This is a genomic window from Nitrospirota bacterium (assembly GCA_016212215.1).
Taxonomy (GTDB): Bacteria; Nitrospirota; 9FT-COMBO-42-15; order HDB-SIOI813; family HDB-SIOI813; genus JACRGV01.
In genome coordinates, this window is record JACRGV010000084.1 from 1 (window position 1) to 14,890 (window position 14,890).

9 protein-coding genes are annotated in these 14,890 nt (G+C 41.7%); 4 read left to right on the forward strand and 5 right to left on the reverse strand.

Translation table 11 applies throughout. The features are described 5' to 3' along the window. Window positions 1–735: 735 nt before the first annotated feature. Window positions 736–990, forward strand: coding sequence for a hypothetical protein (locus HZA08_07655; protein ID MBI5193299.1), 255 nt, complete (start codon window positions 736–738; stop codon window positions 988–990). Between the two features lie 105 nt (window positions 991–1,095). Here the strand turns inward: HZA08_07655 and HZA08_07660 are convergent, their stop codons facing one another. From HZA08_07660 to HZA08_07680, 5 genes are all read right to left on the reverse strand, one after another. Next, window positions 1,096–2,910, reverse strand: a complete 1,815-nt coding sequence (locus HZA08_07660) for a hypothetical protein (GenBank protein ID MBI5193300.1) — start codon at window positions 2,908–2,910, stop codon at window positions 1,096–1,098. Window positions 2,911–3,161: 251 nt separating this feature from the next. Beyond that, the gene (locus HZA08_07665; protein MBI5193301.1) at window positions 3,162–4,130 is read right to left on the reverse strand and encodes a hypothetical protein; all 969 of its coding nucleotides are present in this window, start codon (window positions 4,128–4,130) and stop codon (window positions 3,162–3,164) included. Next, window positions 4,127–5,206: a 6-bladed beta-propeller gene (locus tag HZA08_07670; protein MBI5193302.1), complete on the reverse strand. Its 1,080-nt coding sequence runs from the start codon at window positions 5,204–5,206 to the stop codon at window positions 4,127–4,129. Before HZA08_07670 ends, HZA08_07665 begins: the two co-directional genes overlap by 4 nt. 145 nt (window positions 5,207–5,351) lie before the next feature. Continuing rightward, window positions 5,352–6,176: a hypothetical protein gene (locus HZA08_07675; protein ID MBI5193303.1), complete on the reverse strand. Its 825-nt coding sequence runs from the start codon at window positions 6,174–6,176 to the stop codon at window positions 5,352–5,354. A gap of 561 nt (window positions 6,177–6,737) precedes the next feature. Then, a complete protein-coding gene (locus HZA08_07680; protein ID MBI5193304.1) occupies window positions 6,738–8,279 on the reverse strand; it encodes a sigma 54-interacting transcriptional regulator in 1,542 nt (513 codons plus the stop codon). 398 nt (window positions 8,280–8,677) lie between these two features. Here HZA08_07680 and HZA08_07685 point away from each other — a divergent pair, with 398 nt between their 5' ends. From HZA08_07685 to polX, 3 genes are all read left to right on the forward strand, one after another. Continuing rightward, window positions 8,678–10,183 carry a hypothetical protein gene (locus HZA08_07685; GenBank protein MBI5193305.1) on the forward strand — a complete coding sequence of 502 codons (1,506 nt, stop codon included), beginning with the start codon at window positions 8,678–8,680 and terminating at the stop codon, window positions 10,181–10,183. Next, on the forward strand, window positions 10,162–13,041 hold the full coding sequence (locus HZA08_07690; protein ID MBI5193306.1) for a VCBS repeat-containing protein: 2,880 nt from the start codon (window positions 10,162–10,164) through the stop codon (window positions 13,039–13,041). The genes HZA08_07685 and HZA08_07690 overlap by 22 nt, the downstream gene beginning before the upstream one ends. A 65-nt stretch (window positions 13,042–13,106) precedes the next feature. Next, window positions 13,107–14,825, forward strand: a complete 1,719-nt coding sequence (gene polX / locus HZA08_07695) for a DNA polymerase/3'-5' exonuclease PolX (GenBank protein ID MBI5193307.1) — start codon at window positions 13,107–13,109, stop codon at window positions 14,823–14,825. The last annotated feature ends 65 nt before the right edge of the window (window positions 14,826–14,890 follow it).

Below are 14,890 nucleotides of genomic sequence, written 5' to 3' on the forward strand. Positions count from 1 at the left end.
GTTCATCCGAAAATAACCCCCCCATGCCCCCCCTTGAACAAAGGGGGGGATTGCCGTTGGCCATTGAGCACCAAAGGAACTTTCCCCCCCTTAACAAGGGGGGGCTTGGGGGGGTGGTTTTCATCCTCCTTTGTGAAACCTACGTTTCATGACGGTTCATCCGCAAATGCTTTTCTGTCATCCCCGAATGGCTCTATCGGGGATATATTTAAAATCAGTTTCCCGATTAAAAACTTCGGGAATGACAAAAGTTAGGCAACATATTTTCATCTTTGTAGCGCCTCACTCATGACGGTCCCCCCATCTATTCAATGAATTATCATGGATGTCCCCGGAATGTAATGCCCTTTAGATTAATTTTTATTGCTACCTGTATACAGCTAACTGCTGACTATTATTTAAAAAGGTCTGCCAGCCTTTACAAAATACGACAGGATATTATATACAGATTCGGGATATTTTGTATAGAGGGGAATTCTAAAATGTGTATCAGCCCATAGTAAAGCAATTTTGTTGTAGGATCAGAAAAAGGGGTTGTAATTTTACTTATTTTTGTGTTAGTTTTCTTATAGCATTAATAAGTATTTAATAGATACCTGGAGCCTATCGGGTATTATATTTCGAGGTGTGGGGTAGGAGAAAGCCGAAGGGTAACTATACGGTAATGATGGAATTAATATAGTTACAGGCAATCGTCTAAATTTAGCAAGGAAATACCTTGAAGAGGGTGAATTTATGAAGACACCATTAGTGGAACAGGCTGTTCTAACAGAAGCTGTAACCTATTTTATAGAGCGGCTCCATGAACATTTTTCTGGTATACGCATACGCACTATCGCACCTTATGAGGATGAAGAATTTGCATTAGAGATTCTTGTACCAACCGGTATCAATATAGACGAAGTGGAAGAATTCAGTCTTAGAGAATGTATATATCTTGAAGATCACTATGATGTTTATTTATTAGTCAGAGTCGTATATGCGGGATAGAAAGCGTTATAGTAAGTGACTTCTTTTTCAGTTGCTGCCTAAATCATTGCTATTGTAAAATCTCTGGTTTACTGTTCACCATTCACTAATCACTATTCACTGTATTTAAAACGGTCTGCTTGCCTTCACGAAATACGACTGGATATTATATACGGATTCGGGATATTTTGTATAGTCCTCACGGAATTCAAGATTAAGGGTGATTTTACCTATCATGTAATTAAAAGTTGTATTAAGCGTAACCTTGTTTTTTTCCGTGTACCTTAACTCTTCACGTTCTCCGTGTATTATAAGGTTCATACCGAGCCGCCTTGTAAAATATCTCTGGTGTATTGCTTCTATCATGTACACCTGGGAATCCTGTGAGTTTGTGGCACTTGGGAAGTTGGAGAATTTGTAACCAATGGCTGTACCTGTACCGGCCCATAAATTATATTCAGCCCTGCTGTCGAATACAAAGGCATCTCCATATTTGAGGACATTTGAGTAATTGGCTGCTGCCTGAAGCTGAAGATTTCTTGTGTTGGTGCTTCTGACCTCAAAGTGTACTGATTGTTCCTGCCTGTTTTCAGTCTTAATAATCAGGTTATTTCTCAAGAGAAATGTGTAAGACGTAATAATCTGTGCAGACTCCAGGTTTCTGGATGCAAGCCCCATAGATGCTGTTTGAGTTATAAGGCCGCCATCCGCCCCTGACTGGTTTGAAAAGACATAGCTCAAATCAGCGGTATAGTTTGTGTTCATGTTAAATAAATCAAAAAGTTTATAATAATTTATACCTGCTAGTGCACCGACCCTGTCCATCCTGTTTTCAGTAATACCTGTAACATTGAGTTGGTTAAGTACCAGGTTGCTTGAGATAGACAAACCGTAAAATGGACGGTGATTTATGCCGCCTGTGAGCCGGTATTCATTTGTATTGCTTTGCTCGGAATTTGATGATGAATAGGCCACATCTGTCCTATAGTCTGTTTTCCCGATAGGGTTGTAGTTCATATTGTATGTGACTGCATCTCTTTGTGTTCCGCCGCCTTCGCTCTTACGGAAGACATAGTTGGCTGCTTGTGTAAGTCGTGTTTCGGTCTGATGGAGTAAGCCTATTTCTCCTGTTGTCTCTGCAGTTGTAGTAACGCCGGGGGTAAAGAAGCTTCCTTTGGGGAAATATGTTGCATTTCCTGATAGGAACAGTGTAGGGGAAAGTCTGGTTTCACCTCTAATACTATATGAGTGTACATTGCTGGTAGTATCTTGCCCCAATTTTTTGTCTGTTACAAGGGAATCTGTAAACTGGTAGTTGGTTGTTAAAAAACCGCTGCTTAAATTCTGTGTCAAACCTATTGTTGCGATTCTTATCCTTGTGTCTCTTGGATTCTCAGGGTCTTTGTATTCAGATCCTATTTGGAGCAATGTGAGCCTGATGGATGTTTGTGTCCGCAGTGTTGTGGACCATCCAAGGCTATACGTATCAGAGACTAGGTCTGCGGCACCTTCTGTCCCTATAACATTTCTCTGTGCAAAAAGGTTGATAGGTGTTAATGTAGGAATCATGCCCATCTGCAGGCTATAAGTCAGGGTATTCCTGCTTACCTTTGTAGATGCTCCTTCATAGGGATTATTTTTGTAAGTAGAATCTGTAAGGCCAATATTGGCCGAATACGAAGATATTTTCGGAGAAAGGACAACTCCAGAACCGCTTATTGAATATCTTTGTATTAAACCGGAAGTTTCACCAGTGGCCATTTGGCCAAGTGTTTTATTTGAAGTGACTGTGGAATAATAATCAACAGCAAGCAGGCCGTTGAGGTTTAATCCCTGAGGATACCCATTAGCAGGCAAAAGTAATACAACAATGAGAATTGCCAGTAGAACTGCAATGGTGAGATACGATTGTGTAGAGGCGTTTATTTTCCTGAGGTGCAACCACCCCTCTCCCTTCTAAATATAAGCAATAAATTCTAATGCCTAAATTCTAAACAAATACGAAATTCAAATATTTTAAACAAGTTGTTTTGGTTTTTGTAGTTTGTCCTTTGGTGCTTATTTAGTATTTCGATATTAGGATTTAGAATTTATTATTATTTAATATTCTACATAGACAAATAGGGTAGGGGAACTCCTTTCCCCTACCCTTAATATAAACCATTTACCATTCACTATTTACTGCATTCTAACTACTTTTGGTGACAGCTTAGACAAAGAAGACTGCCCATGTTACGATTGAGATTAAGGTCAGCCGCACTCACCCCACTTGGTAAAGGCAGTACGCTTGCATCAGTTGAAGGATATCTCAGAAAACGTGTGCTCGAATTTTCATGAGGATTATGACATGATGCACACTCGATGTAAGCCTTTCCTGTTACTGTAGGGTATGCCCTTAACCTATCCCTTTTGTCTGGAATATCAGTGTAATCACCGCTTCTGCTTAAAAAGGCTACCTTACCATTGCCCAATGCTCCAGTGTCAAGATTAGTCCTGATTTGATTAAACTGGGGGTCTGTGTCTGGTATCTCCATTGATATAGGGTGGTCATTTCGTAGATCTGTTCCTACATTTGGGAATGGTTCCGCAGCCGCATTAAAGGTGTCATCTGTATCTACAAGAGTACCAGAACCTGTCCAATCTGGGTTACTGACTGGGTCTACCCCCTGATAACCGCCTCTTCCCGGTAGGTTTACCAATGCATCAAATGCAACAGTTCCGTCATGACAGCTAAGACATGCCACAGATACCCCTTTGGGATTGCCTGGACTACTACCGGCAGCATCAAAGTTAGGGCTTGTATACACATCATATACAGCTACTGATGATGCACGGTTCCATATCGGGGCAGCATTTCCGGCAACATCAGTCCTGCCGCCGTGTGGTGTATGACAGAACACGCACACCTCTGTAGTGCCAGAGAACTTTACATGTCCGTCTGGTCCTCCGTTTACTCCGGTTGTTTCACCTAATGCAGTAATATTTCTGTTTGCAGATAGATTATGTTTGGAATTTCTTACATCCTCTGCAGCCTGTGAGCTGATATATGTCCCCAATGCTAATCCTGCAGCAACGAAGGTTATTATTAGTTTTGAATACTTCATTCTCTTTTCACCTCCTTTCTTTGTTAAATTACGTCTCGATTTAATTGTTATCTTCATTGTTCACCTCCTTTGTTTTTTTCCTCCTCTTCTCCGCCTAAGAACTTATAAACATTGATCCTTCTATTGTACTGATCTGCAACGTAAATGTTATTTTCTTTATCTATGGCCATGCCTGCCGGAAGCCAGAACTGGCCGGGTTTGCTGCCCATCTCCCCAAAGAAAAGCAGTAATTGCCCTTCTTTATTGAATATCTGGACATTGTTAAATGCTGCATCCACAATGTATATATGTCCGTTGGTATCTACCGCAATGCCTTTCGGTTTTGAAAACAGGCCAAGCCCTGTTCCAACCCCTCCAAACCGTTTAAGAAACTTTCCATCTTTATCAAATATCTGAACCCGGAAATTGAAACTGTCCATTACATATATGGTACCCTCTTTATCAAGGGTTATATTCGTTGGAAAATTAAATTCCCCATCACCTGTCCCGCGCTGTCCAATGGTTTTTAGTACATTGCCATTCATGTCAAATACAAGAACAGCGTGTTTTTTAGTATCAACTACAAATACATTTCCAATGGAGTCATTTACAGCTATTCCGATAGGCTGGTCAAGCGTGCCTTCCTTCCCCATTGCTTTTATAAATTTACCTTCTTTATCATATACAACGACCCTGTTTTGAGCAGAGTCAGTGACATATATGTTATCAGCAGAGTCTGTTGTAACACCAAGAGGTTTCATTAGTACCCCGGCGCCGGTTTCGCCGATGACAGTAAATTTATGGTTTTTCTTGTCAAATATCAGAACCTTTCCCCATGAGCTATCAGCTACAAGTAATCTTCCTTCGTTATCAGCATGTACTGCATAAGGCTTGCCAAGTTCTGATATTGCTTCTCTGCCGATAAAAAATTCTTTTAGTTTTCTTAAAAAAGTCTGTTCTTTAATATCATCTTCAGATGATATTGTGTATGAATACTTTATCCTTGGCTTTTCAGGAGGCAGCGGCCATATAAGCTCTGTCTCCTTTTTGGGTGCTGCACATCCGGCCGCTAAGATTACTGCAATAAAGATGAATAATAATTGTTTCCAGCAGCTTAGGATTGTCTGTACCGTACATTGACCTTGTAATAACACCCTTTTTGAACCCTCCATGGTTTCCGTAGCTCACCCTCCCCCTAACCCCCTCCCGTCAAGGGAGGGGGGATACTTTGTGAACCCTTTTCTAAAGGGGTAGTGAGTTTCTCCGTACTATTTACTATTCACCATTTACTGCTGTTCACTATTTCTGATGGCATGTTAAGCATAATGCGCTGTATTTATTTGATGCCCTTAAAAAAGGGTCTCTTCCTTCTGCATTTCTTTCATCCGGGTCGTGTGGATTATGACACGATGCACACTGTACCTTGTCTCCGCCGAATGTTTTTACACCATTTGGAAATTCTCTTCCGCCGTCTTTTGATGGGATAGACGGTTGATTGAAGCCAGGGTCTGTTTCATAAGTTGGAAATGACATGGAGACAGGGTGGTCGTTTGTAAGGTCGGTCTCAAGATATTTCAATGTTGCATCATGGGCGCCTGACAACCCCCCGTAAGCCCCTGAATTACGGCTGTGACATTTTCCGCATGCATCACCGCCTGCTCCTGCTCCGCCAGGTTTCATTTTGTAATGAACCCCTGTATCAATAACCTCTCTTGACCTGGGCTGATTAATAACAGCGTCTACAGCAACTGTGCCGTCATGACATGAGAGACATGCAAGTGAAATTCCATCAGGGCCATTGGTCTTAGAATCGAAGTTAGGGCTTGTATAGACCTGATAATTCGAAGGGTTTGGATTTAACTGTCTGTTCCACAGAGGTGCAGTAGAATCTGCACTGTGAGGGGTGTGACAATAAACGCAAACTTCACCGTAGTCTATAAATGCCGTCCCTTGCATAGGTCCCTGATCGCTCCCGAAAGCCCTCTGGTTCAGGTATCCAAGGTCGTGTTTGGAACCGACCATTGAATTACCGGTTGCAGAGATTGCCGCTAATGTAACAATCCCTGCTGTTACCAATGGGATGTATATCCAGCTCTTTTTCATAGGTTTTAAACCTACTTGCATTAGTTATTTGAATTGCAACTATTGTGCCATTGCGTACAAAGATAACCCCATCCCCACCCTAACCCTCCCCTTGAAGGGGAGGGAATTATTGAGGCACCCTATCTCTCCAGTTGACGGGGAGGGAATTATTGAGGCACCCCCGCCCTGACCCTCCCCCCATCCAAGGGGGAGGGAATCTATGAAATTCCCCCTGACCCCTTAAAAAAAGGGGGCAGGAGGGGATTCTCTGTTCTTATTTCTATCTGCTTGCTTCTGCTCACTATTCACTATTCACTATTCACTGTTCACTGTTCACTGTTCACTGTCTTTAATATATCGGATCATATTAATCTGCCGAACCTACATACATGATTTGAATGGTATTTGTCAAGGGATATTTTAAAGGCAGTGAATAGTTAATGGTGAATAGTGGGCAGTGAACTACTAAAGTAATCAACTACTTAACCAATAAACAGTGTGTAAATACTATACAGTAAAGAAAAGCTTTTATGAGAGGTATGCTATCTCGTTGATTCTATTGATATAATTGCGGGGAGTAATGTATATCTTTACTACAATACTTTATTTCTTCTTTTCGATCTTCTCAAGGCCGTATTTCATTACTTTTAAAATAAGGTTCTTTCTGCTTATGCCGAGTTCCCTTGCAAGTTTGCTTTTGTTAAAGTTTGTTCTTTCAAGGCCTTCCCTGATTACGTCCCGCTCTACATTCTCAACAATGGACTTTAGTGTGCCTGAGGATTTGGGTTTTTTTATGTAGGATTTTTTCTCTACATCTTCAACAATGTTTGTTGAAATGAGCTTTTTGGTAATTAAGGTATCAAAACCCGCTAAAAGGGTGGTTCTTTTTATCTCATTCTGAAGTTCCCTGATGTTTCCCGGCCAACTGTAATTCAAGAAATAGTCTACAACTTCATCTGATAACTGTTTTATAGGGATATGGCGGTCAGTGCAGAACTTTGTAAGGAAGTAGTTTGAAAGGATTGCAATATCCTCTGCCCTTTCTCTGAGAGGAGGGAGGTGTATCTTTATTTCATTCAACCGGTAATACAGGTCTTCTCTGAATGTGCCTTTTTCCACCATCATTTTCAGGTCTCTGTTTGTGGCAGCGACAACTCTGACATCTACATTTATAAACTTTGTCCCGCCCACACGCTTAAAGACCCCGTCCTGCAATACACGGAGCATCTTTGTCTGAAGTGCCGGACTTGTGTCACCTATCTCGTCCAACAGGAATGTGCCGCCATCTGCAAGTTCGAATAATCCCTTCTTCTGGACAACTGCCCCTGTAAATGCCCCTTTTTCATGGCCGAACAGTTCAGACTCAAGGAGATTTTCACTGAATGCGCTGCAATTTTCTGCTATGAATGCCTTATCTTTTCTTGGGCTGTTGTAATGTATTATACGTGCAATCAGTTCCTTTCCAGTGCCGCTTTCTCCAAGAATCAACACGGTACTATCACTCGGAATAATCTTTTCAAGGGTGCCGAAGATCTTTAAAAGGGGAGGACTCTTGCCTACAACACTTGAGAAATCGAAATTCTTCTGTATCTCAGGATAGTTTATTTGATTAGGTTCATCTTTTGAAATCTCACGTTGATAACTAACCATCTCCTCAACCATTGTCTCAAGGAGACCTTTAAAAACTTCCAGTTTCTCCTGTGTTATTACAGGGACGTGGCGAAATCTCTCAGCGAACTCATCTTTATCTACATTAAATGAAGATAAATGTCCTCTTAACTCCTGAATCTCATGTTCAGCAGGTTTATGGTCCAATACACCGACTGCCATGACATACCCGATGCAATCGTCATTGTTGATAATTGGGACAATCAATGCAATTAATCCGGCAGGGCATTTATTAATTAATGATTGTTTTGAATCTTTTGCCTGCTGTGCGAGCTTTTTTATCCATAAATCACACTCATGCTTAGCAAGAGGGGTGTGTTCGATAAGACCGCAGACGGTGTTTTCTGACTTGTAGATGCTCTTTATTTCCTGACCGAGGCTGTTAAAATAACGGATATTAAAGCCCCAGTTGTTGCAAACCTCTACAAGTTTTTTGCTTATTCTTAAGGCTAAGACCTTTTCCCAGAAGAGCTCCATCCGATGGAATGGCTCCTTATATATTGATTTTTTAGCAGCCTAAAACTTAGGTATAATACTCTAAGTGTCAGGCATTGTCAACAACATGAAAATCGCCATAAAATCGCCCTAATATTGAGGGAAAAGCCATATTTTTCATATTGACTTTGAATATCTAACTTGCTACTATAGGCAAAAGTGTAGCTTAGATGGTTGTAAGAAACTGCATGAGCCAAAGCTCATAACGGGTTATGAAAATGGAAGCATCCTTCGACAAGCTCAGGATGACACAACCCCACCCTCACCCGGACCCTCTCCCTGAGGGAGAGGGTGCTTAGTTTGTTCCCTCCCCTTCAAGGGGAGGGTTAGGGTGGGGATGGGGTTTGTTTTTGGAAAAACCACTGAGGACATAGATACCTATGGGAAAATATATCCTTGTGCTGGACCAGGGTGTGTCGGGGTCAAGGGCAACCCTCACAGAAAACAAAGGAAAGGTTATAGCCTGGGCAGAAACTCCACTCAATACAGTTCCTAATAAGTCAGGATGGATTGAATACAAGCCAGATGATATCCTCAAAAGTATTCTAAGTGCAGTAAAATCGCTTTTCAAGAAGATTGGTCCTAAAAAAAAGCAAATATCTGCCATAGGTTTAGCAACTCAGCCTTCTACTATAATTGTATGGGATAAGGAGACAGGTAAATCTCTTTATAATGCAATAAGTGTAAATGACACGCGTGGTATTGAAATTTGCAGGGAAAAGAGCAACCACCGTGAAAGCATACGTGAACGAACCGGCCTTCCATTATCAGTCACTTTTTCTGCCCCAAAGTTAAGGTGGCTTCTGAATAATATTAAACAATCCGGCAAACTTATTGATAAGGGCCGTCTTCTGTGCGGGACAGTCAATACATTTCTGATGTGGCACCTTACAAAGGGCGCAGTTTTCGCCACAGATCATTCTAATGCCTCAAGGACACTTTTGTTTAATATCCTTACAAAGTCATGGGATAAAGAAATGCTCGAGCTATTTTCCATACCTCCGGATATACTCCCTAATGTTTATCCGACGTCTCACATTTATGGAGATGCTGTTCTGGAAGGGCAGAGGATACCAATATTAGCGAGTATCGTTGACAAACATGCCTCTCTGATTGGCAACGGCTGTATGCAGGAGGGGGAGGTAAATATTACTTATGGTAAGGAAGGGACGATTCAAATTACCACAGGTAAGAAGATTTTTATTTTGCATGGCCTGTCGGCTGCAATAGGCTGGTCAACAGATGGGAATGGTAATGGAAATACATCATACATACTTGAAGGGAATATGAAATCTGTCGGGGCAATATTCCAATGGATGCAAACGAATCTTGGGCTTATCAGCACCAAGCCTAAGGAAAATATTGATGATATATGCCGCCGATCTCAGGAGAGAATATTTATGGTCCCTGCTATAACAGGGCTGGGTTCACCTTATGGGGAAAAGGGCGTAACTGCATGTCTGTTCGGGATGAGGTCATCTACAACACGGAATGATATTGTACGTTCTGCAGTTGAGGCTGTTGCATTTATGGTGAAGGATAATCTGGGCCTTGTAGAAAAGGACAACAGGATTCAAATAAAAAGGATCGTCTCAGGCGGTGAACTATCGGAAATATCTTATCTGTTACAGTTCCAATCGGACGTACTTAATATGCCGGTATATAAGACAAAAGAAGATTACCCTGTTGCAGCCGGTATTGCATTTTTAATAAATCCGGATGCTAAAAGTATGACGAGTATGAATTTTAATCAAAAATCTCCTGGTTCAAAAAAATCTTTTACTCCAAAGGCCGCAAAGTATAGTGAGGCAGAGGTGAGAAAATTATATGAGCGTTGGAAGCTCACATGTCTTCATTCCAGAGAATGGTCAAAAAACTTTTCCTGATTCTTCTTGTCATTCTTTCATTAAATTCCTCCGGTTGTACATCTGTTTTTAAATCATACGTATCGGATTCAAACCTGAAAAAGGGTAAAAAGCTTATTGAAAAACGTAAGTATGATGAGGCTGAAACTACTGTTATGAAGGCGATTGCCTATCAACCGGATAATTCTAAGGCTTGGATTACACTTGGCGACATCTTCTTATCAATTGAAGATTATAACAGCGCTGAGAATATGTATAAAGAGGGGATAAGGCGGGATAAAAATGCCTATGATGCTTATGCAGGTTTATGGGCATTAGAGCTTGAAGAAACCGGTTATACAGAAGAAGTTAAGGTAAAGGTAAAAAAGGAGATTGAGGGATTTATTGATAATGGTGAGAAAAAGCCTGAGAGATTAATGGCAGCATATAAAGGTTTAAACTTTCTTCATGAATATGACAAGTCAGCAGAACTCGCAAGAGACATAGTTGATTCAGGTGCAGATAAAAAGACTGTTGGTCTACTTGCTCTTGATATTTTTGAAGAGTTATTAAGAGAAAAGGATGCAGTTAAAAGGCTTGCCAAGATAGATGAGTTTATGAAAACATTTTCTATGAGCAGGGAACATGTATATTTAGAAAATGTTATGCGGCTCAATATCGCTGCAGGTGAACTTAATGATAAAGAACTTTTATACAAATATGGAGAAGACTGGATCAGGAACGACCCTGATAACAGAAGGGCAAACTTTATTGTCGCTAAAAATTATGTAGACTCAGATATTGCGTTGGACAGGGCAGTTGATTATCTGAAAAAGGCATTAACTTTGATTAAAGAGCCTGACCCGGCGGACAAACCTGAATTTTATCCTGATGCTGAATGGTATAAGGACCTAAAAAAATCAGAGAGTGTATATTATGACACACTTGGGTGGGCATACTATAAGCTTGGAAGATACAGAGATGCTGAGCGGGCATATAATATGGGAGAGAAGTATAATGATTTTAACTCAAGCCTGTATTATCACGCGGGCGTGCTGGAGGAAAAAGAGGGGAAAATAGAGGATGCACTGTTTTCATACATAAACGCATTAAAGGCCGGAGAAAATGACAATGCATATCAAAACCTCGGTAATATTTTAGAGACTCATTACAGCATAAAAGAACCGTTCTACAAGGTATTTGCCGGAATGGAGGGGCTTACAACATTTACAGATGTAACTGAAGTGGCAGGGCTGAAAGGGGTTAACACTCAACGCGTGAGCTGGGGGGATTACAACAATGACGGTTATGATGATCTGCTATTTAACGGATATATGCTGTATAAAAATAACGGTGACGGGACATTTAAAAATGTTACACAAGAGGCAGGGATTGCTTATGTCACCGGTGCAAACGGCGGGGTGTGGGGCGATTTTGATAATGATGGTAATCTTGATTTTTACACGTTTGCATCGGGTAAAGATTCTACTGACAGGTTCTGGAGAAACAATGGGGATGGGACATTTACTGATATTACAAAAAACGCCGCACAAACACCTGATCCATTTCCTTCTGAGGCCGCGGCATGGGGGGATTATGACAAGGATGGGTTTATAGATATATATGTTGCCAATTATGAAAAACCTTTGTTCACGACTATAGAAAGGGCTATGGGGACACCTGACCGGCTGTATCATAATAATGGTGACAATACGTTTGAAGAAGTAAGCACTGCCGCTGGGATTGCCCCGCCTGAAAATATGTGTGGAAGGGGTGTCAGTTGGGGAGACTATGACAATGATGGAGACCCTGATATTTATGTTTCCAATTACAGGCTTGACTCGAATTTTTTGTGGAGGAATAACACTTCACCCATCCATCTCCCCTCACCCTTACCCTCTCCCCTTAGGGGAGAGGGAATATTTTCCAATGTTGCTGAAGAGGCAGGGGCAGAGGGATATGAGCAGGAGGGGATGTACGGACATTCAATAGGTGCAGACTGGGGAGATTATAATAATGACGGTAACCTCGACCTTTTTGTCTCTAATCTTGCACACCCCCGGTACATCGGATTCTCTGATAAGAGTATGTTATTGGAGAATCAGGGGCCTCCTGATTATCGTTTCAAAGATAGGTTCGGGAGTTCCGGTATAAGGTTTGAAGAAACAACGGCTGACCCTTCTTTTGCAGACTATGATAATGACGGTATGCTTGACCTGTTTTTTACTTCCACTTATGAAGGAAAGAAGAGTTTCCTTTATAAAGGTAATGGTGATGGAACGTTTACTGATATTACCTGGCTTGCCGGTGTGAGGGTGGATAATGGCTGGGGGAATGCTTTTGCAGACTTTGATAATGACGGTGACCTTGATCTGATAACAGCAAGCGGAACCGGCAATGGTGTACGGCTCTTTAGAAATGATGGTAATGGTAACCACTATCTACAGGTAAAAGTGGTCGGCAGTAAGTCAAACCGTTCAGGTATCGGGGCAAGGGTGACAGTTATGCGGAAATCGGATTGCGGAAAGGAAATGTCACTGAACGAGCCGCTTACAAAGGGGCATGAAGAACAGCGGGACAAGAATGTCCCGCCTATCCTCAATTTATTATTCACGGATAGGCAGTCTTCCCCATTTGTGGATGGGGGGTCATCTCTATTTATGGATAGGCGGGGTTTTCCAACCCCGCCGGAAGAAGGATCTTCGTGTGCAAACGAAACTATGAAACAGATCAGGGAAGTGCAGGGTGGGAAGGGGAGCGGGTCTCAACATTCGATGATTGCCTCGTTTGGATTCGGCAGGTATGATGGAGTGGTTGATGTAGAGGTAACATTTCCATCAGGCAAGGTTATTCGTAAGTCTGATGTAAAAACCGGACAGAGGCTCTTGGTAATAGAATAACTTCATTCCCTCCCCCTTGAGGGGGGAGGGTTAGGGTGGGGGTGAGCTATGGTGATTTTCGGGTGATGGATAAAGACACTGTAAGCGGGATATTGGAGGATATAGCTGTACTCCTTGAGTTAAAAGGGGATAATCCTTTTAAGATAAGGGCCTATAGTAATGCGGCTAGGGCTGTAGAGTCTCTGGAAGAGGATATTGGGGATGCGATAAAAGATGGGTCATTATTAGAGAAGAAGGGGATAGGTAAGGCAATATTTGAAAAGATTTCAGAACTATATAAAACAGGACACCTGACCTATTATGAAGAACTAAAAAATGAGATACCTTCCGGACTGCTGGAGATAATAAAGATTCAGGGTGTTGGGCCAAAGAAGGCGAAGGTATTATATGATTCACTCGGCATAACTACTGTGGGAGAGCTTGAGTACGCATGTAATGAGAACAGGCTTATTGATCTGCATGGCTTTGGTAAGGCGACACAGGATAAGATATTAAAGGGGATAGAATATTATAAAAAGGGGGCAGGACATTTTCTCATCAGCATTGCGTTGACAGAGGCAGAGAAGCTCCTTGACCTGTTAAAAGGGAATAAGTATATCATCAGGTCAGTTATCGCAGGCAGTATCAGGCGCCGGAAGGAGATTATAAAAGATATTGATATTGTGGCAAGTGTTAAAACAGGCCATGAAGTTTCTGTTATGGACTTTTTTGCCGGCCTGCCGTTAGTCGGTTCGATTATTGGAAAGGGTGATACAAAGACAAGTGTAGTCCTGAAGACCGGGATTAATGCGGACTTGAGGCTTATTACTGATAAGGAATTCCCATACACACTACATTATTTTACAGGGAGCAAAGATCACAATGTCTCTCTCAGAGGCAGGGCAAAAAAGATGGGGATTAAGATGAATGAATACGGCCTGTTCAGGGGAGAAGAATTTATACCCTGCAGGGATGAGGCTGAGATATACAGCACACTTGGACTCTCATATATTCCGCCGGAACTGAGGGAAGATAAGGGGGAGATCGAGGCAGCAGAAAAGGGTACAATACCTGTACTTATTGATACATCGGATATAAAAGGGCTTTTCCATGTGCACACAACGTATAGTGATTCCAGCATGACTATGAGAGAAGCGGTAAATATTGCGAGGGGAATGGGGTATCAATATATCGGGATAACGGATCATAGCAAATCTGCCCATTATGCCGGCGGTCTGACGGAAGAACGTGTACGCGAACAGCATATAGAGATAGATGCGATTAATGAGGAGTTAAGTGACTTTTACATATTTAAAGGGATTGAGTCTGATATACTGCCGGACGGCTCACTTGATTATGATGAAAGAATCCTTTCATGTTTCGATTTTGTCATTGCCTCAATACACAGTAGATTTAATATGGATGAGGCAGATATGACAAAGAGGATCATTTCAGCATTATCCAATCCGTGCACCACTATGCTTGGACATCCGACAGGGCGTCTCCTGTTATCAAGAGAAGGTTACAAGGTAGACATGATGAAGGTCATTGATGCTGCGGCAGAAATGGGGAAAATTATTGAATTGAACTCACACCCCTTCAGGCTTGATTTAGACTGGCGATATTGCAGATATGCAAAGGACCGTGGGGTGAAGATAAGCATTAATCCCGACGCCCATCACACAGGTGATTTGACTAACCTCATTTATGGTGTCGGCATTGCGAGAAAGGGTTGGCTTACCAGGGAGAGTGTGATTAATACAATGACACTTGAAGAAGTTAAGGCATATTTTAAAAAACATTGAATAACACCTAATGACCTTGACTTTGAGTTTTTAGCTATGCTATAAAAGAGCATCGAAGTTATTGT